The organism is Mesorhizobium sp. M0491 (assembly GCF_040321265.1).
Lineage (GTDB): Bacteria > Pseudomonadota > Alphaproteobacteria > Rhizobiales > Rhizobiaceae > Mesorhizobium.
In genome coordinates, this window is record NZ_JAMYRE010000023.1 from 74,862 (window position 1) to 96,344 (window position 21,483).

General features: G+C 62.5%; 23 protein-coding genes. 9 read left to right on the forward strand and 14 right to left on the reverse strand.

The window, feature by feature from the left end; translation table 11 throughout:
* Window positions 1–60 precede the first annotated feature (60 nt).
* Window positions 61–984 (forward strand): LysR substrate-binding domain-containing protein, encoded by a 924-nt coding sequence (locus tag NKI69_RS26135; protein WP_352440007.1) that lies wholly within the window; start codon window positions 61–63, stop codon window positions 982–984.
* Between the two features lie 28 nt (window positions 985–1,012).
* Here the strand turns inward: NKI69_RS26135 and der are convergent, their stop codons facing one another.
* Window positions 1,013–2,449 carry a ribosome biogenesis GTPase Der gene (gene der, locus NKI69_RS26140; protein WP_352440008.1) on the reverse strand — a complete coding sequence of 479 codons (1,437 nt, stop codon included), beginning with the start codon at window positions 2,447–2,449 and terminating at the stop codon, window positions 1,013–1,015.
* Complete coding sequence (locus NKI69_RS26145) at window positions 2,446–3,111, reverse strand: tetratricopeptide repeat protein (protein ID WP_023808683.1); 666 nt, start codon at window positions 3,109–3,111, stop codon at window positions 2,446–2,448. Before NKI69_RS26145 ends, der begins: the two co-directional genes overlap by 4 nt.
* Before the next feature lie 214 nt (window positions 3,112–3,325).
* On the opposite strand from NKI69_RS26145, the gene NKI69_RS26150 reads away from it, so the two are divergent.
* Window positions 3,326–4,324 carry a polysaccharide deacetylase family protein gene (locus tag NKI69_RS26150; RefSeq protein ID WP_023808684.1) on the forward strand — a complete coding sequence of 333 codons (999 nt, stop codon included), beginning with the start codon at window positions 3,326–3,328 and terminating at the stop codon, window positions 4,322–4,324.
* 34 nt (window positions 4,325–4,358) lie between these two features.
* On the opposite strand, the gene sbmA is transcribed toward NKI69_RS26150, so the two are convergent.
* The 3 genes from sbmA to NKI69_RS26165 form a co-directional block, all read right to left on the reverse strand.
* Window positions 4,359–5,618, reverse strand: coding sequence for a peptide antibiotic transporter SbmA (sbmA, locus tag NKI69_RS26155; RefSeq protein WP_128302466.1), 1,260 nt, complete (start codon window positions 5,616–5,618; stop codon window positions 4,359–4,361).
* Between the two features lie 113 nt (window positions 5,619–5,731).
* Window positions 5,732–6,892: a YbfB/YjiJ family MFS transporter gene (locus NKI69_RS26160; protein ID WP_352722807.1), complete on the reverse strand. Its 1,161-nt coding sequence runs from the start codon at window positions 6,890–6,892 to the stop codon at window positions 5,732–5,734.
* 116 nt (window positions 6,893–7,008) lie between these two features.
* Complete coding sequence (locus NKI69_RS26165; RefSeq protein WP_352722808.1) at window positions 7,009–7,230, reverse strand: hypothetical protein; 222 nt, start codon at window positions 7,228–7,230, stop codon at window positions 7,009–7,011.
* Window positions 7,231–7,323: 93 nt separating this feature from the next.
* Here NKI69_RS26165 and NKI69_RS26170 point away from each other — a divergent pair, with 93 nt between their 5' ends.
* The 3 genes from NKI69_RS26170 to NKI69_RS26180 are packed head-to-tail and all read left to right on the forward strand — an operon-like array spanning window position 7,324 to window position 9,945.
* A complete protein-coding gene (locus tag NKI69_RS26170) occupies window positions 7,324–8,316 on the forward strand; it encodes a LysR substrate-binding domain-containing protein (RefSeq protein WP_352722809.1) in 993 nt (330 codons plus the stop codon).
* Window positions 8,313–9,569: an aminopeptidase gene (locus tag NKI69_RS26175; protein WP_352722810.1), complete on the forward strand. Its 1,257-nt coding sequence runs from the start codon at window positions 8,313–8,315 to the stop codon at window positions 9,567–9,569. Before NKI69_RS26170 ends, NKI69_RS26175 begins: the two co-directional genes overlap by 4 nt.
* Before the next feature lie 19 nt (window positions 9,570–9,588).
* Window positions 9,589–9,945 (forward strand): DUF488 domain-containing protein, encoded by a 357-nt coding sequence (locus NKI69_RS26180; RefSeq protein ID WP_128302461.1) that lies wholly within the window; start codon window positions 9,589–9,591, stop codon window positions 9,943–9,945.
* Between the two features lie 222 nt (window positions 9,946–10,167).
* Here NKI69_RS26180 and NKI69_RS26185 read toward each other — a convergent pair whose 3' ends face one another.
* Window positions 10,168–10,515, reverse strand: a complete 348-nt coding sequence (locus tag NKI69_RS26185) for an ArsC family reductase (RefSeq protein WP_352722811.1) — start codon at window positions 10,513–10,515, stop codon at window positions 10,168–10,170.
* Window positions 10,516–10,674: 159 nt separating this feature from the next.
* Here NKI69_RS26185 and NKI69_RS26190 point away from each other — a divergent pair, with 159 nt between their 5' ends.
* Together NKI69_RS26190 and NKI69_RS26195 are read left to right on the forward strand one after the other, a co-directional pair.
* Window positions 10,675–11,031, forward strand: a complete 357-nt coding sequence (locus NKI69_RS26190; RefSeq protein WP_023808692.1) for an ArsR/SmtB family transcription factor — start codon at window positions 10,675–10,677, stop codon at window positions 11,029–11,031.
* The gene (locus tag NKI69_RS26195) at window positions 11,028–11,507 is read left to right on the forward strand and encodes an SRPBCC family protein (RefSeq protein WP_023808693.1); all 480 of its coding nucleotides are present in this window, start codon (window positions 11,028–11,030) and stop codon (window positions 11,505–11,507) included. The genes NKI69_RS26190 and NKI69_RS26195 overlap by 4 nt, the downstream gene beginning before the upstream one ends.
* Before the next feature lie 103 nt (window positions 11,508–11,610).
* On the opposite strand, the gene NKI69_RS26200 is transcribed toward NKI69_RS26195, so the two are convergent.
* The 8 genes from NKI69_RS26200 to NKI69_RS26235 form a co-directional block, all read right to left on the reverse strand.
* Window positions 11,611–11,964 (reverse strand): nuclear transport factor 2 family protein, encoded by a 354-nt coding sequence (locus NKI69_RS26200; protein ID WP_023808694.1) that lies wholly within the window; start codon window positions 11,962–11,964, stop codon window positions 11,611–11,613.
* A gap of 112 nt (window positions 11,965–12,076) precedes the next feature.
* Complete coding sequence (locus tag NKI69_RS26205) at window positions 12,077–12,685, reverse strand: 2'-5' RNA ligase family protein (protein WP_128302459.1); 609 nt, start codon at window positions 12,683–12,685, stop codon at window positions 12,077–12,079.
* 97 nt (window positions 12,686–12,782) lie between these two features.
* Complete coding sequence (locus NKI69_RS26210; protein WP_128302458.1) at window positions 12,783–13,868, reverse strand: ABC transporter ATP-binding protein; 1,086 nt, start codon at window positions 13,866–13,868, stop codon at window positions 12,783–12,785.
* Window positions 13,858–14,466 (reverse strand): cupin domain-containing protein, encoded by a 609-nt coding sequence (locus NKI69_RS26215; protein ID WP_128302457.1) that lies wholly within the window; start codon window positions 14,464–14,466, stop codon window positions 13,858–13,860. Before NKI69_RS26215 ends, NKI69_RS26210 begins: the two co-directional genes overlap by 11 nt.
* 69 nt (window positions 14,467–14,535) lie before the next feature.
* Window positions 14,536–15,606: an ABC transporter substrate-binding protein gene (locus tag NKI69_RS26220; protein ID WP_023808698.1), complete on the reverse strand. Its 1,071-nt coding sequence runs from the start codon at window positions 15,604–15,606 to the stop codon at window positions 14,536–14,538.
* Window positions 15,591–16,460 carry an ABC transporter permease gene (locus NKI69_RS26225; RefSeq protein WP_023808699.1) on the reverse strand — a complete coding sequence of 290 codons (870 nt, stop codon included), beginning with the start codon at window positions 16,458–16,460 and terminating at the stop codon, window positions 15,591–15,593. Before NKI69_RS26225 ends, NKI69_RS26220 begins: the two co-directional genes overlap by 16 nt.
* The gene (locus tag NKI69_RS26230; RefSeq protein WP_023808700.1) at window positions 16,457–17,341 is read right to left on the reverse strand and encodes an ABC transporter permease; all 885 of its coding nucleotides are present in this window, start codon (window positions 17,339–17,341) and stop codon (window positions 16,457–16,459) included. Before NKI69_RS26230 ends, NKI69_RS26225 begins: the two co-directional genes overlap by 4 nt.
* Before the next feature lie 102 nt (window positions 17,342–17,443).
* Complete coding sequence (locus NKI69_RS26235; protein WP_023808701.1) at window positions 17,444–18,724, reverse strand: NAD(P)/FAD-dependent oxidoreductase; 1,281 nt, start codon at window positions 18,722–18,724, stop codon at window positions 17,444–17,446.
* A gap of 236 nt (window positions 18,725–18,960) precedes the next feature.
* Here NKI69_RS26235 and NKI69_RS26240 point away from each other — a divergent pair, with 236 nt between their 5' ends.
* Window positions 18,961–20,118, forward strand: a complete 1,158-nt coding sequence (locus NKI69_RS26240; protein WP_023808702.1) for a fumarylacetoacetate hydrolase family protein — start codon at window positions 18,961–18,963, stop codon at window positions 20,116–20,118.
* A 328-nt stretch (window positions 20,119–20,446) separates the two neighbouring features.
* A complete protein-coding gene (locus NKI69_RS26245; protein ID WP_352722812.1) occupies window positions 20,447–21,382 on the forward strand; it encodes a substrate-binding domain-containing protein in 936 nt (311 codons plus the stop codon).
* Window positions 21,383–21,483 lie beyond the last annotated feature (101 nt).

The following is a 21,483-nucleotide window of genomic DNA, read 5'->3' on the forward strand; positions in this document are numbered from 1 at the left end:
ATTTCATCCTGAAAATCAGGAAGTTTTTGACATACAATCCTGAAAATCGGGACTTCACACATGCGACGCGTAACTTTCGACCTCGACGTCCTGCGCAGTTTCGTCACCGGTATGGAACTGGGTAGCTTTGCCAAGGCCGCTGACCGGCTTGGCCGGTCGACGTCGGCGGTCAGCGCGCAATTGAAGAAACTGGAAGAACAGGCAGCGACGCCGATCTTCCGCAAATCAGGACGCGGCCTCGCTTTGACCGAGGCCGGCGAGACTATGCTCGGCTATGCGCGCCGGCTGATCGAATTGAATGACGAGGCGGCATCCGCCATCCATGATGTCGAGTTGGAAGGCTGGGTACGGCTCGGCTTGCAGGAAGATTTCGGCGAGGCGGTGCTGCCGGACGTGCTCGGCCGATTTGCCCGGGCGCACCCCAAGGTCAAGATCGAAGCCAGGATCGCACGCAGCCACGACCTTGCCGAAAGGGTCATGTCAGGCAGTCTCGACATCGCGCTCGCCTGGCACTGCGGCGAAACGCTGCCCTACAGCCAGCATGTCGCCGATGTGCCGATGCGTTGGATCGGGCCGGCAAAGCGCATCGAGACCAGCCTGCGCCACGGTGAGCCACTGCCGCTGGTGGCGCTCGAGGCGCCATGCCTTTTGCGTACGGTTGCAACTGAAACGCTCGACCGTGCCGGCCTGTCGTGGCGGATGGCCTTTTCCAGCCCAAGCCTTGGCGGCATCTGGGCCGCGGTTGCTGCGGGGCTGGGGCTGACGATCCGCACCGACATCGGCCTGCCGGCCAGCGTCAGCGCAATGACGCCGGAGATCGCCGGATTGCCCGCCCTGCCCAAGATGGCGTTGTTCCTGCATCGCAAGGACGCCGAGGCGGAGCCGGTGGCGGCCCGCCTCGGCGATATCCTGCTGGACGCCGCACGGCAAGCGCTGCCCGAAAATGCGCGGGTCAGCGACAACGGCCTGCGCAACGTGGCGTGATCATGAAGCGCCAGGTGGGCGCCGACGATCAGCTGCGTTTCTTGTTTGACCTGCCGGCGAACGGGTTGTCCGACGTGCGCAGCGCAATGCGGATCGGCACGCCGGGCATGTCGAAGGCTTCGCGCAGGCTGTTGGAGAGGTAGCGGACATAGGATTGCGGCATCGCGTCGGGCCGCGAGCACTGGACGACGAAGCCCGGCGGACGGGTCTTGGCCTGGGTGACGTACTTGACCTTCAGCCGGCGCCCGGCAACAGCAGGCGGCGGATGGTGCGCCAGGATGCCCTCCAGCCAGCGGTTAAGCTTGCCGGTCGAGACGCGGCTGTTCCACACCTTGTGGGTCTTGATGACGGCATCCATCAGCTTGTCGAGGCCGCGCCCGGTCTCGGCCGAGACGGGTACGGCCTGCATGCCGCGCGCCTGGGGAAGAAGCCGTTCCGTCTTCTCGCGCAGTTCGGCCAGAAGCTCCTGGGGATGGTCGATCAGATCCCATTTGTTGAAGGCGATCACCGGCGCCCGGCCTTCCCTGATGATCAGGTCGGCGATCTGCAGATCCTGCTTCTCGAAGGGGATGGTGGCGTCGAGCACGATGATGACGATCTCGGCAAACCGGATGGCGCGCAGGCCGTCCTGCACCGACATCACTTCCAGCTTTTCGTGGATCCTGGCCTTGCGGCGCATGCCGGCCGTGTCGAACAGTTTCAGGCGGCGGCCATGCCAATCCCAATCGACCGAGATCGAATCACGGGTGATGCCGGCTTCCGGTCCGGTGAGCAGCCGCTCTTCGCCGATCAGCGCGTTGATCAGCGTCGACTTGCCGGCATTGGGACGGCCGACGACGGCGATGCGCATCGGTTTGGTGTCGTCATAGGCGTGCTCGGCATCCGGATCGGCGATATCCTCGCCGATCAGCACCTCGCCGGCAGCGACGTCTTCGTCTTCGCCATCTTCTTCTTCGCCGAAGGCGCGCGCTTCGCCGAGCGCGCCGATCACGGCGTCGCGCAAATCGGGCATGCCCTGGCCATGCTCGGCCGAAACCGGGATCGGCTCGCCAAGGCCGAGCTCCCAGGCTTCCAGCATGCCGCCCTGGGCGCCCTTCGCCTCGGCCTTGTTGGCGACCAGCACGACCGGCTTGCCGGACTTGCGCACGATCTCGGCGAAGGTCCTGTCGTCAGGCAACAGGCCGGACTTGGCGTCGATGGTGAAGAAGATCAGGTCGGCTTCGCGGATGGCGATCTCGGTCTGCGCACGCATGCGGCCGGGCAAGGTCGAGGCGCCAGCGTCCTCGAAGCCGGCGGTGTCGATGACATCGAAATGCAGGTCGTAGAGCTTGGCGGCATGGACGCGACGGTCGCGGGTGACGCCCGGCGTGTCGTCGACGAGCGCCAGCTTCCTTCCCACCAGCCGATTGAAAAGAGTCGATTTGCCGACGTTAGGTCTGCCGATGATGGCGACTTTGAAGGTCACGACGCACTGCCCGACCCGCGGATCAGCTCGGACATCAATGTTGCGCGCTCGCGGGTGTTGCGCGGGGCGCCGTCATCGGCGGCGATCTGGTCGAACAGTTTCAGCGCATCCTGCGTCTTGCCTTCCTTCCAGGCGGAAAGGCCGAGTGCCTCGCGCGCCGTGTGGCGCAGCGTGTTGGTGTCGGATGTGAGCGCTTCGACACGGCTGGAGACGTCGGCAAAGGAGCCGTGGTCGACAAGCAATAGGGCTGCCCGCAGGCGCGCCATGTCGCGAATGCCCTGGGGAATGGCCGTATCGGCGGCGACTTCGTCGAAATCCTTGACGGCGGCGGGGACGTCACCCTTGTTCGCCTTGACGGTCGCGCCGCGCATGCGGGCGAGCAATGGATAAGCGCCGTAGCCATCCTTCTCCAACTGATCGAGCGCGGTCAGCGCCTCGTCGTTCTTGCCGTCATTGGCGAGCTTCAGCGCCTGCGAGAACGCATCGCCCGAGCGGTTGGCGCGCGTCTCGTCCCAATAGCGGTAGCCGACGAAGGCGGCGGTGCCGAGCACCACGAGGATCGCAACGACAATCAGAGCGGGGCCAAAACGGTCCCACAGCGCCTGCGCCTGTTCGCGACGGATCTCGTCGTTGACTTCACGGATGAAACTGTCGTCGGACATCAAATCAAACCATTCCTGCCCCGTCGGGCCTTTGTCAGCCCGCGTTTTAGCGAAATTTTGCCGGCATGGAAGGGGTTCAACCGGAAAATCGCCTATTGTCCGGGGCAAACGGATGTTTGCCCCGGACAAGCAGCCGAAAAGGCTCATCGCACCCACGCCACATTTAGGCGATAGCCGGCTTGCAGACGTTCCCCGAGTGAAGATCAGATTGCCTATGCTTCGTCCGTTCCGCGTTGTTGCGTTTTCGCTTGCCGCGCTCACCACTGGTGGCGGGGCTTTGGCCGATCCGCCGGTGCCGGCAAAGCCGAAACAGGTCGTCATCATCTCATTCGACAGCGCCCGCGATATTTCGCAATGGAAACGCAGCCGGGCATTGGCTGAGCGCACCGGCGCGCATTTCACCTATTTTCTGTCCTGCGTCTTCCTGCTGTCGACGGAGACGCGCAAGGAGTACACCGCACCCGGCAAAAGCGCCGGCAAATCCAACATCGGCTTTGCCGCCTCCAAGCAGGAAGTCACCGAGCGGCTCGAACAGATCGGCCTTGCCGCGCATGAAGGCCACGACATCGCCAGCCATGGCTGCGGCCATTTCGACGGCAAGGACTGGAGCAAGGCGGACTGGCTGAAAGAGTTCAGTTCGTTCGAGCACATTCTCGAAAACGCCTATGCGATCAACGGCATTGCACCCGAACCACAGGGCTGGCGCGATTTCGCGCGGCATGCGGTGGTCGGCTTTCGCGCGCCGTACCTGTCGACCAGCAAGGCGCTTTACGAAGCGCTGCCGGCGGCCGGATATCAATTCGATGCCAGCGGCGTCTCGCAAGGCCCTGCCCGACCGACGGCCAGCAACGGCATCATGCACTTTTCCCTGCCTCAGATTCCCGAAGGACCGAAGTCGCGGCCGGTGATTGCCATGGACTACAATCTCTATGTCAGGCATTCCGGCGGCTTCGAGCGGCCAAGCCAAGCGGGCGAGTTCGCCAACCGGACCTATGCTGCCTTCCGCGCCGCCTTCGACAGGCAGTATGCGGGAAAACGCATTCCGCTGGAACTCGGCTTCCACTTCGCGCTGATGAATGACGGCGCCTACTGGAACGCGCTGGAGCGCTTTGCCGGCGACGTCTGCGTCAAGGCGGATGTCGAATGCATCAGTTTTCGCGACTATGTTTCGCGCCAGGATGCTGGCCAAAGGCAGGTCTCGGTCGGCGGCTGAGCCGCCAACCCGGTTCGATTTCCAACCTCGGTCTTTAGGCCGGATCCTCGGCGCCCTGCCTTGCCAGATAGCGCTGGTCGATTTCAGGCAGCGGCTCGCCTTGGAGCGTCGCCTCGAAGGCGCGCAGGCGCTTGTGGACCGATTGCAACTCGACGATGGTCGACCAGGAGGTGAGCAGAAATTGCAGCGAACCGGTCACCTTGCCGAACGCGTTCGAAATCTGATTCAGCGCGCCGAACGTTATCTTGTGCGCCACCAGCGAGGGACCGAGGATCAGCAGCGAGAAAATGTTGTCGGCCTGCAGGTAGGTGTAACGGACGACGTTGAAATAGATGTAGTGAAAATAGAGCCTGAAATAATTGTGACGAACATTCTCGAACAGCTCGGCGGTGGTGGCCGGCTGGGCCCGGTCCGCATGATCCTCGCCGTAGACGAGTTCCTTGCGGTAGGCGGCTTCGACACGCTGGTTGCGGAACTGCAGCCCTGGAAGCTTCAGACCGGCAACCATGACCGAGATCGTCCCGAACAGACACCAGGCAAGGGCCGCGACAACCAATGGCTGCGGGATCGCGCCGATAATCGGCAACTCGGTGATATGGGCCTGCAACTGGATCATGACCGGCAGGAATGCGATCAACGTCATGATCGACTGGACGAAGCTGGAGCCGAGATCTTCCATGATCTGCGAGAACCGCATCGTGTCTTCCTGGATACGCTGCGAGGCACCCTCGATATGGCGCAGCCTGCCCCAGTTCTCGACGAAGTAGTTGTTCATCGCCGTGCGCCAACGGAAGATCCAGTGACTGACGATGAAGGCATTGACCACCTGCACATTCATGCCGACCAGCGCCAGCCACGAAAAATCGGCCAATCCGATATAAAATTCGCTGTTGGTAGACTTTCCAGTCCCCGACATCAGGCCCTGCACATAGTCGAAGAAAGGCCCATACCAGGCGTTGACGGCGACACTGACCTGCACATTGAAATAGATGAAGAACAGAATGACCGCGGTCATCAGGATCGACCAGCGCTGCCATGGATGCGGCGAATACCAACTCCAGAATGCATAGAAGACGAGCACGCAGAACGCGAAATAGAGATAGAACCAGAGGAACGGCTTCGATACGAGGATGGCGATGCCGATGAGGGGCGGCGCGCCGGCCGCGGCGGGCGGCAATCCGAAAACCGCACCCAATTGTTCACCACCGAAGAACCAGAACAGGATCGCCGCAAGGCTCCAGATGGCGGCCGAAGTGAAAAAGAGCTTCGGCTGCGGGAAAAAGGATACGAACACTGTGGCGAATTCCTCGATCTAGGCGCAAATCAGCTGACGACAGCGGGCATAAAGTCACACATTAGTGGGAAAGAAAATGCCCGTGCCCGATGCCCGGCACAGCAAGCCCACAATCATGGCGATTTTGGCGCAGCCGACCAGGTGATGGCGCCCGAGACGACCAGCATGGTTGCGGCGGTGATCGTGGCGAGGAAGAAATCGCCGGACATTTGCGCCAGAAATCCGGCTGCGACCGGACCGATGATCTGGCCAAGGCCGAACGCAGCCGTCATCAGGGCAAAGATTCGCCGCGGCGCCTCTGGCGCCTGCTGCCGGGCGGCTTGCAGGCCAAAGGCGGTAATGGCAATGAAGGTGCCGCCGAGCAGCACGCCGGCAAGCAGCGGCCCGGTGGCTCCGCCGATGGCGACGCTGGCGGTGACGCCGGCAACTTCGATGAAGCACGCCAGCGCATAGGCGGCATAGAGGCCGGTCCGGGCCGCGATCTTCTGCCAGAGCCAGACGGAGGGAAAGCCCGCAAGACCGGCGACCATCCACACCATGGCCTCGAAGATGCGGCTGCCGCCGCCTTGCCGAACGATGGCGACCAGGAATGTCGCCGTCACCACATAGCCAAAGCCGAACAGGCCGTAGGCGATGATGACCTTGACCAACGACCGGTCCATCCGCAGTGCCGGCTCGCGGGTGACTTCGCCGTTGCCGAGCGGACCCTCATTGACCAACAGAGCGACGAGGACGAAACCACAGGCCGAAATCGTCGCCGACCACAGCCAGCCTGCCGCCCAGCCCGAATGCTCGGCGACCAGCACCGCCATCATCGCCGCCGATGCCGCTATGCCGAGCCCGACGCCGCCGAAATGCCAGGCCTGCAGGTCGTTGCGACCGGCAGCCGCGATATGGCTGAACACGATGCTGGCCATGAACACCATGACGAAGGCGCTGGCCAGACCGGCCAGAAAGCGGATGGCGAGAAAGGCCGCCATCGCTTCGGTCAGCCCCATCAGCGCGGCAAGGACCGCACTGGCGCCAAGCCCCGCCAGCATCAGCAGGCGCTCGCGCCCATGCGCCCAGCCGCCCGCCGCTGCCAACGCGCCGACGAGGTAGCCGAGATAATTGGCCGAGGCGATCCAGCCGGCATCGGCAGGCGACAGATGCAGTTCCTGCATCATCCCGGGCAGGATCGGCGTGTAGACGAAACGGCCGATGCCCATGGCAATCGCCATGGCAATCATGCCGGCGAGAGCGAAACGCAGCGCTGTCGAGGTGGCTGATGTCATTGCACTGCACAATAAGTGCAGGGATCGCTGAAACAATCGCCATCCGTTGGGCCAGTGCGTGCGCGGGACCGTGGTGCTCGCCTCGATTTCCTCAAGCCGGAACGCTTGGCGCCTGCTCAGCAGCGACCGCCGGCGCGCAATGAACCCCTCTCGTGCACTGTCCGCCGTGCCGTCAACCTGAACGGCACATCGCCCAGTTCGCGCTCCGACATGGTGTTCAGCACCGGATGCGAAAGCGGATCGATCAGCCATCTCTGCGTTTCGCTGTCCTGGCGCGGCTCATGCGAAGTACTCGCAGCGAAAAAGACCTTCAGCGATGACGACAATATCCTCAGCATTCCGGCTCCACAGGTCTGTCTCTCCCGAGAAAATCTGCCGTTTCGACATGCCTTTCAATTGAGATTTCAGCCGGATCAGTTTAGAAAAACTCAATGGCCATGCTCAACCGCGTCCATCTCAACGGCCTCCGCGCCGTCGAAACCGTTGCCCGTCTCGGATCGCTGGCGGCGGCGGCCGGTGAGCTCAACGTTTCCGTCAGCGCCGTCAGCCAGCAGATCAGCCGTACCGAAAAACAGCTCGGCCAAGCGCTGTTCGAGCGAACGGCGAGCGGTCTGGTGCTAACCGAATTCGGCTCCGTCTTCGCGGCCCGCCTTGGAGCAGGGTTCCGCGAGCTTGCCCAGGCCGTGGCGCTGGCCGACGAGGCGACGCAATGCACATTGGTGGTTTCGGTGGCGCCGGCCTTTGCCTCGAAGTGGCTGTTGCCCAGGCTATCTCGCCACTTCGACCGGCATCCCAACGTGCTGCTGCGCATCGACGCTTCGGTGCGGCTGGCCAATCTCGATCACTCGGACATCGACATCGCCATCCGGCTTGGCGACGGCAAATGGCCTGGCGGGCGGGCGGAACTGCTCTTGGCGCAGGAAGTCTTCCCGGTCTGCGCGCCGGCGATCGCCCAAAAACTGAAGTCGATCGAGGACCTTGCCCAGACCTGCGCGATCACCGACGAGCGAGCAATGATCAACTGGGAAAGCTGGTTCGAGACGGCCGGTGTCCCACCTGTCACCTTCCTCAAGGGTGCGCGTTTTACCGACCCGATGCTGTGCCTGGAATCGGCGATTGCCGGCCATGGCGTGATGCTGGGCTGGCAATTGCTTGCCGCGGATGCGCTGGCCGACGGGCGGCTGGTGGCGCCTTTCGGAATCCGCGCCCAGAGCGGGCTCGGCTATTGGCTGGTGACCTCCTCCGTCAAGGCGGAAAGCCGCAAGGTCCGGGATTTCAAGCTCTGGATCAGGGAAGAGATCGAGGCAACCATGGCGCGGTTCGGTTCCGCAAACCCAGAACCCGTCGGCGCGATCGCGGTGGAAAGGACGGAGGCACCGAGCTATGTAGAGTCGGACATCAAACTACGACAGGCAGGATCATGACCACACATTCGCGCGGCGTTTCCGCATCGATCGACCCGGTGAAGCTCGACAGGCTGGCGGAAGTCGCCATCAAGGTCGGACTGCAATTGCAGCCAGGGCAGGATCTGGTGCTGACTTCGTCGATCGCGGCACTGCCGTTGACCAGGCGGATCGTCGAGCATGCCTACAAGGCCGGCGCCGGGCTGGTGACGCCGATCTTCAACGATGACGAGATGACGCTGGCCCGCTACCGCTTCGGTGCCGATGCGAGCTTCGACCGCGCCGCCGGCTGGCTTTATGAGGGCATGGCGAAAGCCTTTGCCAACAATGCGGCGCGGCTTGCCGTGCGCGGCGAGGATCCGTCGCTGTTGTCGGCACAGGACCCGGCGAAAGTGGCGCGCGCCAACAAGGCGAATTCGATGGCCTACCAGCCGGCGCTGGAAAAGATCACCGGCTTCGACATCAACTGGAACATCGTCGCCTATCCGGACCTCGCCTGGGCCAAACAGGTCTTCCCCGGCGATGCCGACGATGTTGCGGTCGTGAAGCTTGCCGATGCCATCTTCGCCGCGTCGCGGGTCGATGTGGAGGACCCGATCGGCAACTGGAAAGCGCACAACGCAGCACTTCGCCGCCGCACCGAATGGCTCAACGACCATAATTTCCATGCGCTGCACTTTACCGGACCCGGCACCGACCTGACCGTTGGACTGGCGGACGGCCATGAATGGATGGGCGGCGCCTCGACCGCCAAGAACGGCATCACCTGCAACCCCAACATCCCGACCGAGGAGGTCTTCACCACGCCGCACGCAAGGCGGGTCGAGGGTCATGTTTCCTCGACCAAGCCGCTGTCCTACCAGGGCACGCTGATCGACGACATCTCGGTGCGTTTCGAAGAAGGCAGGATCGTCGAAGCCAAGGCCTCGAAGGGCGAGGACGTGCTGAAGAAGGTACTCGACACAGACGAGGGCGCGCGCCGCCTCGGCGAGGTGGCGCTGGTGCCGCATTCCTCGCCGATCTCGGCGAGCGGGCTGTTGTTCTTCAACACGCTGTTCGATGAGAACGCCGCCTGCCACATCGCGCTCGGCCAGTGCTATTCGAAGTGCTTCGTCGACGGCGCCTCGCTCAGCCAGGACGAGATCGCGGCGCGCGGCGGCAACAAGAGTTTAATCCACATCGACTGGATGATCGGCTCGGACAAGATCGACATCGATGGCGTTCACAAGGACGGCGCCCGCGTGCCCGTCATGCGCAAGGGCGAGTGGGCCTGACCCGCTTACGGAGGGTCCGATGGCCTTCGACCTAGCGGTCAAGCGTATCTACGAGCCACCCGCGCCCGATGACGGGCAACGGGTTCTGGTCGACCGAATCTGGCCACGCGGCGTCAGCAAGGAGGACGCCGCGCTGGCGCTGTGGCTGAAGGACATCGCGCCGAGCGACGATCTGCGCAAATGGTTCGGCCATGAGGCGGCGCGCTGGGCTGAGTTTCAGAAGCAGTACCGAGTTGAGTTGGACGGGAATGAAGATGCGGTGGGTGAATTGCGCGGCCTGCTTCGCCACGGCAAGGTGACACTGCTCTACGGCGCGCATGATGAGAAGCACAACAATGCGGTGGCGCTGGCGGCATTTCTCAGAAAGACGGATTGAAGGGCGCCCACAATCTGTAAGGTCGGCGATTGGCCAATCTCCCCCCTTGCGGGGGAGATGCCCGGCAGGGCAGAGGGGGGTGCTGTCCCGCCGACCTGTCAGCCAATCACCGGCCAAATTCTGAGACGAACAGTCAAAGGGTGGCGATCCTTCACACCCCCCTCTGGCCTGCCGGCCATCCCCCGCAAGGGGGGAGATTGGCAGCGTCGCCTTCTCGCTACGCTACTTCACCGCCGCCTGATAAACATCAGCCTTGAACCCCACCAGAATCCGATCACCGACCTCCAGCACCGGCCGCTTGATCACGGTGGGCTTGGCCAGCATCAACGCCTTGGCCTTCTTTTCATCCAGGCCCTGCTTGTCCTTTTCCGCCAGTTCGCGAAACGTCGTACTCGCCTTGTTGAGCAGCTTTTCCCAGCCGACCTTGCCAACCCAGCCGTCAAGACGCTTGGCGTCCAGCCCCTCTGCCCTGAAATCGTGAAAACGGTAGGAAACATCATGGCCCTCCAGCCAGACGCGCGCCTTCTTGACGGTGTCGCAGGTGGTGAAGCCGTAGATGATGATCGTCAAAACAGCGGCCCTTCCGATTTCGAATCTGACCGCAGATTAAGGACGCTCTGCGCGCTTTGCCAGCGGTCGCACCGGTGTCCCAGTGTTTTTGGGCTTGTCAACACTAAGGAATTTTCCTAAGTATTTTCGAGCCGCTTTCGACGACACCCGGGATGACCAATGACAAGCCTTCAGACCACAACTCCGAGCCGTCCACCGATCGACGGCATCTTTCGCGCACTGTCCGATCCGACGCGGCGACGCGTGGTGGAGCGGCTGAACCGCAGCCCTGCCTCGGTCAGCGAGCTTGCCCAACCGTTCGACATGGCCCTGCCCTCCTTCATCGAACATCTCAAAATCCTCGAAGGTTGCGGGCTGGTGCGCTCGCAAAAGACCGGCCGGGTCAGGACCTATCAACTGGCACCCGAGCCGCTGAAGCTTGCCGAAAACTGGCTGGCCGAACAGCGCACGCTGTGGGAGCGCCGCCTCGACCAGTTCGACGCCTATGTGATGACCCTCCAGGAGACAGAAAAATGATCTATCCCCTCAAGCCGGATCCCAGGCTGGACCTCGTGCTGGAGCGCGTCATCGATGCGCCGCGCGAATTGCTGTGGCGCGCCTTGACGACGCCTGAGCATGTCAAGCAATGGTTCACGCCTAGGCCTTGGATGATCACCGACTGCGAGATCGACCTCAGGCCGGGCGGTCTGTTCCGGACGCGCATGCAGTCGCCCGACGGCAATGAGGTCAACGACCGCCATTGCTGCTATCTCGAAATCGTGCCGAACGAGCGGCTGGTGTGGACGGATGCATTGTTGCCGGGTTACCGGCCGTCAGGGGAACCCTTCATCACCGCTGTCATTTCCTTGCAGCCGGACGGCAAGGGCACGCGCTACACCGCCACCGCCATCCATGGCGACGAGGCGACCCGCAACAACCATGAAGAGATGGGTTTCTTCGACGGCTGGGGCACGGTGGCCGATCAGCTTGCGCAGTACGTGAAGACCATTTGAGCCTCTCACATGGCGGCCTGGGACATCGTCCCGGCCGCCATGCTTATTTTTCAACCTTCAGCGACGAGACCGAGCTCCCGCAAGCCGATGGTATTTCACGGCCTCAATAATAGAAGCGCTCTTCGGTGATCTTGCCGTTTTTGACCGTGTAGAGGCCAACTTCATCCATGGTGACACGCTCGCCGGTAGCCTTGGGCGTTATGTCGAACTTGAAGCGCACCGCGAACTGGTCTCCGTTGACGTAGGGGCCCTCGACCGAGCCGCCATGCACTTCATTGTTCTCCTGCCACCATTGGCCCTTCTGCCTGAGCGCCTCCTTGCCATGGGAGATGGCCATCGGCCCCGCCATGGCTTCGAGACTGATTATATCATCGGCGTTGTACTTCTCGGCAGCAGCTTCGTTATCGCCCTGCTTGAGCAGCTCGGTGAAATCCTTGGCAATTTCCGCGATGGTCATTTGTATTCCTCCTGTCAGACGCACTGCAAATGGGGAACAGCTTGCTGGCCTCCATCGTCGGAACGTGCGGTAGCTGACAATCCGTGTCAGGACGGATCGCCCAGCTTGCGAACTACGATGCCAACGGCAAAGGCCAACGATCCAGGAAGAGGTATTTTGTCAGGCCGCGCAGGCTGTGAACAAAGATGAAGTCATGGGCAACGAAGCTGATCGGTTCGATGGGCTGCCGAGAGATGAACTTTTGATCGTAGGCAAGTGTCAGATGCGGAACGAAATGATCCGACGCTTTGAGCCCATTCCTGAGCATCTCGACACCAAGCAATTTGTGAAGTTCAAAAACCGGTCCATCATCGGCGAGAAGCACAAATGGGCGATGAGGTGGCCTGCCCCTTGTTGCCGGGCGACCGGGAAAGCTGCCGACGTGGCCAAACGTGACCTCGAAAGCAGGCATGTGGACACGCTGACCCGATCGAGATCCCGCAAAGACGGTCTTGGACCGCAGCCGCTTGTAGTCGCCGGCATGTTGCAGGCTCAGATGGAACCGTTCAGCCGACAGCAGCGATTCACCGACTTCATGTCGATGACAAAGCTGCGTCTGCAGATTGGCGAATGAACCATAGTCCTTCGGCTGCAAGAACAACCCGAAGAAGGCACGATCCGGCCGCTTCGGTTGCCACGGAGGCTCTGGTATGCCGAAATCGAATTCACCTTGCCGATACATACCCATACGCCCGGCGAAGAACGCTCCTGTTTCTCATCTACGGTTAGAACAAAACAGGAACAATCCTTGGAGTCAAGCGTGGATTTGATCGATGAAACTAACCTGGTAGCACCGGGCAGTTGGCACCACGGCGCAGGCTGATATGCGCCACGTCGCCGACCTGGAATTGAAAACCCTCGGCTTGGCGCGGCGCGTCTATGACAACAGGTGCGCCCTGCCCGAGTTCAGCGTGCAGACGCAACGTGCGGCCGTGAAAGACGATGCTGTTGACGCGTGCCGGCGCTGTGCCGGGCGCGGCCTCGGTCATCGCCAGGAGATCTTCCGGCCGCACGCCGACGGTGTGCATGGCGTCCTCGGCGAGAGCTTCGCCGGTTTCAGAAATGGCCTCCAGCGGTAGGGCGCCGGCGGCGAAGCGCAGGCGATCGCCGTCTCGGCCGACGAAGCGCGATTGCAGGAGATTCATGGTGCCGATGAAGCTCGCCACAAACTTCGTGGCGGGCCGGTCATAAAGTGTGGCCGGCGGCGCAATCTGCTCGATGCGGCCCTTGTTCATCACGACGATGCGGTCGGAGATCGACAGCGCTTCGGTCTGGTCGTGGGTGACCATGACGAAGGTGGTGCCGAGCCGCGACTGCAGCCGCTTCAGTTCAACCTGCATCTGTTCACGCAGATGCGCATCGAGCGCCGACAACGGCTCGTCGAGCAGTAGCACGCGTGGTTCGCAGACGATGGCACGCGCCAGTGCGACACGCTGGCGCTGGCCGCCCGACAGTTCGGAGACGCGGGCGCCAAGCTTGTCGGCGAGGCCGACCATGTCAAGGGCTTCGCCGGCGCGCTTTGCCTGTTCGGCTCCAGACAGTTTGCGCAGCGATAGGCCAAAGCCGACATTTTCGGCGACATTCATGTGCGGGAACAGCGCGTAATCCTGGAAAACGGTGTTGACCGGCCTGTCGAACGGCCGAAGTGCCGTGATATCGCGACCATCGAGCAACACCTTGCCGGTCGTCGGGCTTTCGAAGCCGGCGATGACGCGCAGGCTGGTGGTCTTGCCGCAACCCGACGGCCCGAGCAGCGTGATGAACTCGCCGCCGACAATGTCGAGATCGACGGCGTCGAGCCCGACGATGCCGCCAGGAAAAATCTTCGAGACAGCCTGTAGCCGCACAAGTGGATCAGGCGCCATCGCGAACCTCGGATGGCTTCGTGGTGTTGACCCAGAGGATCTGGCAACGCTCGGCGCCTGGATTGCGGAAGGCATGCAAAAGCGTGCTCTTGAACGCAAAACTGTCGCCGGTCTTCAGCACGTAATTTGTCGAATCAACCACCAGTTCGACCTCGCCCGACAGCACGAAGCCGAATTCATGACCGGCATGCGCATAGGCCTCCGCGGTGCCGCCGCCGGCTTCCACCGTCACCAGCATGCCGGTCAGCGTCGCGCCCGGCGGCGACAGCAGCGCCTTGGCAATGCCTTCCGACTTGACCGGGATTTGCCGTCGCTTATCGGCACGCACGCAATAGAGATCGTTGACGGCATCGTTGCCGTCGGCGATCAGCGCCGACGGCTCGATGTCGAGGGCGGCGGCGAGCGGCCAGATCACCTTGACGCGCAGCGAGGACATGCCGCGTTCGATCTGGCTCAACGCACCGATCGACACGCCGGCTTTTGCCGCAAGATCGGCCAGCGACAGGTTGCGCTCCAGCCGCAGCGCCCGCACGCGCCGGCCGACCCGCACATCGGCATCGTCCTTCGGCTTCTCAGCAGCTTCGTCCAGTATGTCCATCAATTCCCGACCTCGTTTGCAGTGTCTCGGGTGACACCGCGTGGCTGACGCCGCGCGGTGCTCTAGGGTTCAGCCGCCTGCCTTGACCTTTTCGAACATCTTGGCGAGGTCGTCATTCTGTTTCATCGGTCCGGTGAAGATGGTGGTCTTCAGCATCACTTCCGGGTCGGATGGCAGCTGCAATTTCTCCAGCTCCTCCTTCGGCACGGTGGCAAAAGCGGAGCTCAGCGAACTGCCATAGCCATAGGCCTCGATCAGGTATTTGCCGGAGTCGGCTTCCAGCCGGCTGTTGATGAAGTCATAGGCGAGGTCGACATTCTTGGCGTCCTTGAGCATGACGAAGCCGCAGGCCCAGGTCAGCATGCCCTCCTTCGGCTTCATGAACTCGACCGGCACGCCCTGCTTCTTCAGCGAGGTGGCCGACGCGTTCCAGGTCATGGCGGCGACCAATTGGCCGCTGGCCAGCGCCTGTTCGACGGAGGTCATGTCGGTGGTGTAATTGGAGAGCAGCGGGCGCTGCTCGCGCAGCTTCTCGGCCACCTTGTCCATTTGCTCCGGCGTCATGTCGAACGGATTAACGCCGGCGAGCAGTGCGGCAACGACCGGCGTGTCGTGCACCGCGTCGATCGTCGCCATGCGACCGGCATACTGCTTGTCCCACAAAAGGTTCCAGCTCGCTTCCGGGTTCTTCACCAGGTCGGTGCGGTAGAGGATCGAGGTGTTGCCCCAGTCCCATGGCACCATCCAGACCTTGCCGTCGCCGGCCTGCAGGTCGGGCAGGTTCTTGAACACCGGGAAGATCGAGTCCCAGTTCTTGATCCGCTTGGTGTCGATCGGCTGCAGCAGGCCTTCCTTGTTCCAGCGCGCCACCTTGTCATAACAGGGATGCGCGATGTCGGGGCGGAAGCCGGCCTTGACCTTGGTGAAGGCGTCATCGTCGTCACCGAAGATCGAGGCCTCGACGCCGTCGGGGTGCGCGGCGAGGAAGCTCTTGTTGAAATCGGGCAGTTCATAGCCCGACCAGGTGAAATATTGCAGCTTGTCGCCGGCGAAAGCGACGGTCGACGACAGCGCCAGCGCGAACGCCGTCAATCCAGCGCAAACAGTCTTTGCAGAGATCGATTTCAGGTCGAATGCCATTGCAGTTCTCCTCTCTTGGTTTGTTTTGGTTGTGACGGATCCGCGGGCTTTGGCGCCGTGGCGGACAAGCCGCGATGGCGCAGGATTTCAGCCGCTGCAGCGATGATGAAGGACACAGCCAGGATCGACGTGCCCAGCGCCATCACCGTCGGCAGCGACTTTGGAAAACGCAGCTGGCTCCAGATGTAGAGCGGCAGCGTCGGCTCGGTGCCGGCCAGGAAGAAGACGACAATGAATTCGTCGAAGGAGATCAGGAAGGCCAGCATGAAGGCCGAAACGATGGCCGGCAGGCTGAGCGGCAGCATGATCCGCCGGAACGTCGTCCAGTCGGAGGCGCCGAGATCGAGCGCCGCCTCGCGAATGGTTTTCGGGATGGCGGCGAAGCGGCTGCGCATGATCACCACGGTCGTCGGCAGCGCCACCAATATGTGACCGAGAACGATGGCGATGCGCGATGGCCCCAGACCAATGAGATTGATGAGGATCAGCAGCGATATGCCGACGATGACGCCGGGGATCAGGATTGGCAGCCGGGCGATGGCGCTGATGGTGGCGGCCAGCGGCGAGCGGCCGTAGAGGTCCATGTAGGATACGGTGATGCCGCACAGCGTCGCACTCGTGGCGGCAATGGCGCCGATGACGAGGCTGTTCAGGAGTGCACCGGTCAGCGCCGAATTGCCGAACAAAGTCGCGTACCATTGCAAGGTGAAGCCTTGCAGCGGAAACGCTGCCTGGATCGAGTTGTTGAAGGAAAACAGCGGGATCAGCAGCACCGGCAGATAGAGAAAGACCAGATAGGCGACGACGTAGACGCCGAGCCAGCGGCCGCCTCCCTGCGTGCGTGCAGCGCTCATGTGCGGCTGCCAAATCTGCGGTCGGCGAAACGCGCGACCAGCACCACGCACAGGATGACCAGCATGACGGCGACGGAGAGTGCGGCGCCAAACGGCCAATCGTTGGCCTTGCCGAATTGCGCCTGGATCAGCGTGCCGATCATGGTGCTGGCCGGGCCGCCGACGAGCGCCGGCGTGACATAGTCACCGACCGTCGGCACGAAGACGACAAGGGCTGCCGCCAGCACGCCCGGCATCGAATTGGGCAGCACGACACGGCGGAAAGAGGTGAAGGGCCGCGCGCCGAGATCGGAAGCGGCCTCGATCAGCGATTTCGGGATGGTGTCCAGCGCCACGTAGATCGGCAGGATGGCAAAAGGCGCGTAGGCGTGCGCCAGCGTGACGACGACGGCGGCCGGCGTGTTGAGAAAGGCCAATGTCGGCTCGGACCAGATGCCGCTTTCGATCAGCGCCGAGTTCAAAACGCCATTGTAGGCGAGCACGATCTTCCAGGCGAAGACGCGCAGGAGATAGCTGGTCCAGAATGGCAGCGTCACCAGAAACAGCAGAAGGCCGCGCCGCCGGCCGGCGTGGAAGGCAAGATAGTAGGCGACGGGATAGGCAGTGACGACGGTCGCCAGCGTGACCAGAGCGGCAATGATCAGCGAACGCAGCGTCACCGTCCAGTACAGCGGATCGGACACCACAGTTGCGAAGTTCGCCAAGCTGAAACCGGCACCGAGCAGCGAACCGTCATTGTTGCGGAAGGCGAGGAAAAGCACGAGGCCGAGGGCAAACAGGATCAGCAGGAAAGTGACCAGAGCGCCCGGGAGCAGCATGGCGACCCGGAAGCCCTGAGAAGACCGGGCCTCTGGCGCTGATGTTGCAACTAGGGTCGACATCGACCTGCCTATCGGAATTTGAAATTGGCTTAGAGTTTTTCATATCCATGAAACTGTCAAGCGGAATCCCAAACGGAAACCCATTGACAGGAATTGCTTTGGTCAGCGCTCCAACGCATCGAGCAGCCGGTACCAGGCGATGGTCGCGGCGACGCCGACTTGGCGGAAGGCGTGAAACGGGATCGGTCGGATCGGCGAGACCGGGAAGGGCAAATGCCTGGCGTCGCCACTTTGGAGATAGCCGGCGATGCGCTCGCCAAGAGCGGTCATCAGGCCGACACCACGACCCTGGCAGCCGACCACGGCGAGCAGGCCCTGCTCCGGCTCGTGGATGTGCGGCAGATGGTCCGGCGTCATCGCCACGCGGCCGAACCAGCGCTTCTCGATGGCGATGCCGGACAGCATGGGATAGAGCCGCCGCAGCGCCCGCTCGAGATGCGCCCAGTCGCTGGCGCTCGTCGGCAGCGCCATGCGACCCCGCCCGCCAAGCACCAGCCGGCCGTCGGCGCTCTTGCGGTAGTAGACGAGGATGCGCCTGGAGTCCGACACCGCCTGCCCTTCCGGCAGGATCGGGGCCGCCTGACCGGACGACAGCGGTGCTGTGGCGATCTGAAAAGAATGCAGCGGCACGATCGTCTGCGCAAGGCCGGGGATCAGACCGTCCGTATGGGCGTTGGTCGCCAGAACGACCGCCTTTGCCTGCAATTCCAGGCCATTTTCGGTCGAAATACGCCAAACGCCGGCGGTCTTGGTGAGCCGCACGACCTTTTCGCGCTCGGCTACCCTCACGCCAGCCGCGGTCGCGACACGGGCGAGTTCAGATGTGTAAGCGAGCGGATCGATAACACCGGCGCGGCGATCGAGCCAGCCGCCGAGATAGCCCTGCGCACCGGTCTTGGCCGCGATCTCCGCTGCGTTCAGCAACTGGACATCCGCGCCCCGTGCGCGCCATTGCCGGTCACGGTTTCCCGCCGCCTTCAGCGCGGCCTCGGTGTGCGCCGCCTGGATCCAGCCATTGCGAACGAACGGCACCGCCAGCTTCTCGTCGCGGATCAGCTCGAACACCGCATCGGCGGTCGACGCCGCAAAATTGACAAGCGCCTCGCCGCGCTCAAGGCCAAAATGCTCCAGCAGCCATTCCGGATCGTATTTCAGGCCGGGAATGACCTGACCGCCATTCAAGCCTGATGCGCCCTGGCCGATCTCGCCGGCGTCCAGCACCTGCACCGACAGGCCAAGCCGGGCGGCATGCAAGGCGGTCGATAAGCCCATGATGCCACCGCCAACAATGGCGAGATCGACACGTTCGCCATTGGGAAGCGATTGAAACGTGGAAGCTGCCTGTGGCTTGAGCCAGATCGGATCGGAGAATGCTGTCGCCAAGGGTCACCTGAATGCGCTGCGATTGGTGAAAATCCTAGTCAGAATTTCACATTTTTGAAAGAGCACTCCGGCTTTCGTCTGTGGACTGCCGCCGAGGCGATCGGAGACCCAGAGTTCCGATCGCCTGCGACGGGATAGACCTTTGACGGGAATCCGGTGAAAGTGCCGCGCCGATCCGGCCGCCCACATTGACGATCACTTCGCCACATTGTCGATCACTCAGAGGACAGAGCGCTATGACGAACCCGACCCACCTGCCCACCGAGGGCCTTTTTGTCGGACGCGCCAGAGGTAGCGATGCCGCATACCCGCTGGTCGTCACGGTGCGCGATGGCACGGTCTTCGACATCACCTCGCGTGCGGCACCAACCATGCGAGACCTTTGCGAGATGGCTGACCCCGCTGGGCATGTCCGCTCGGCCGAGGGCAGACCGATCGGATCGCTCGATGACATCGCCGCCAACAGTTTTGAGACCGGGCGCGATCCAGCAAAACCCTACCTGCTCTCCCCGGTCGACCTGCAGGCGGTCAAGGCATCGGGCGTCACCTTCGTCGTCAGCCTGCTGGAACGGGTGATCGAGGAACAGGCGCGCGGTTCGGCTGAAAAAGCCGACGCCATCCGCGCCGACATCGCAGGACTGATCGGCCACGATCTGTCGAAGCTGAAACCCGGTTCGCCCGAAGCGATGGAGATCAAGGCCAAGCTGATTTCGCGCGGCGCCTGGTCGCAATATCTGGAAGTGGGCATCGGCCCCGACGCCGAGATCTTCACCAAGTGCCAGCCGATGGCCTCGGTGGGCTTCGGCGCCGATGTCGGGCTGCACCCGGTGTCGACCTGGAACAATCCGGAACCCGAGATCGCCATGATCGCCGCCTCCAGCGGCAGGATCGTCGGCGCCACCATCGGCAACGACGTCAATCTGCGCGACGTCGAAGGGCGTTCGGCGCTGCTGCTCGGCAAGGCCAAGGACAACAATGCCTCGGCCTCGCTCGGTCCCTTCATCCGCCTGTTCGACGACAAATTCTCCATCGATGACGTCAAGCGCGCCGTCGTGCGCCTGAAAGTCGAGGGCGAGGACGGGTTCTCGTTGGAGGGCGCAAGCTCGATGGCCGAGATCAGCCGCTCGCCGGAGGAACTGGTCGCCGCGGCCATGGGGCCGCACCACCAGTATCCGGACGGGCTGGCGCTTTATCTCGGCACCATGTTCGTTCCGTCCAAGGATCGAGGCGAGAAGGGCAAGGGGTTTACTCACAAGGTCGGCGACATCGTCACCATCTCGTCGGAGAAATTCGGTGCGCTGGTCAACCGGGTGCGGCTCTCGCCCGACTGCCCGCACTGGACCTATGGCGCCAGCCATCTGATGCGGGAGCTAGCCAGAGCCGATCTGATCTAGCAACTGGTATCGTCGACGCCCTGCCAGGGCGCTACGGACCTGGTCCCGTGGGCGTAGGATGATCGCCGGCGTGACCCTTGTCGACGCAGGCCGCGTTCGCGCGACCCGAAACAATCACACCAATTATCCGACAGTCGGAAAATCACCTCAACTGATGCAATCTGATGGGGCAGCTGATGACGACCCGTCAGGCGCCCACTACACCTGCAAATGGAGGCTTGCCATCCGTCGAAAAAGGGGATGCTCTGACGCATTCAACCGGCGCTGGCAAAAGATGCTGAACAAGGGACGGATTTTGAACTGACCATCTACAACGGGAGGAAATCAAATGCTGACACGGCTAAGACTTGTTCTATACGGCCTGTTGGTGGCGCTGATGGTGATACCAGCAGCGGCACAGGCCAAGACGTTCTACTGGATTTCGCATGGCGGCCCGGCCGATCCGGTCTGGACCTACTTCCTGGCCGGCGCCAAGCAATGGGCCAAGGATACCGGCAACACGGTCAACACCTCGTTCCACAATGGCGACGTCGCCTCACAGCAAGAAGCGGTTCGCGCCGCCCTCTCCGCCAAGGCCGATGGTATCGTCACCACGAGCCCTGATCCGGGCAGCCTGATCGAGATCGTCAAGGAAGCGCGGGCGGCGAAAGTGCCGATCATCAATTTCAACACGCCCGACCCGAAAGCCGACTTCAACGCCTATGTCGGCGGCGACAATGTCACCTTCGGCAAACACTGGGCGCAGTATCTGGTCGACAAAGGCCTGGTGAAGAAGGGCGACTTCGTCTGGATGCCGGTCGAGATCCCCGGCGCCACCTATGGCGTGCAGGAAGAGGAAGGCATCAAGAGTGTCTTCGAGCCGCTCGGCATCGCCTATGAAATCACCGAAGCGACGCTCGACCAGGCTGAAGTGATCAACCGCATGGTCGACTACCTCACTGCCAACAAAGCCAAGGTCAAGGCGATCATCGGCCTGGGCGATCTCGTCACCGGCTCGATCAAGCGGGTGTTCGACCAGGTCGGCATCAAGCCGGGCGAAATCCCGGTTGTCGGCTGGGGCAACTCGCTCGACACCACCCAGGAAGTGCTGAACGGCTATGTCAATGCCGGCCAGTGGCAGGACCCGCAGGCGACCAGCTATGTCGCGCTTTCGCTGGCCAATATGGCCGCCGGCGGCATTCCTCCGGGCTTCAACGTCATCACCGGCGCGCTCTACGAAAAAGACACCGCGCAGATCTACGACGACATCCTGTCCGGCAAGTAACATCCAATCTCAACAGTCGCGGCCGCCCAACGGTCGCGACTGGCTCTCCATTTCGCCGAGCCCTTCGCACGCGATGTGCAACGCTCAGCCTTCCACTCATG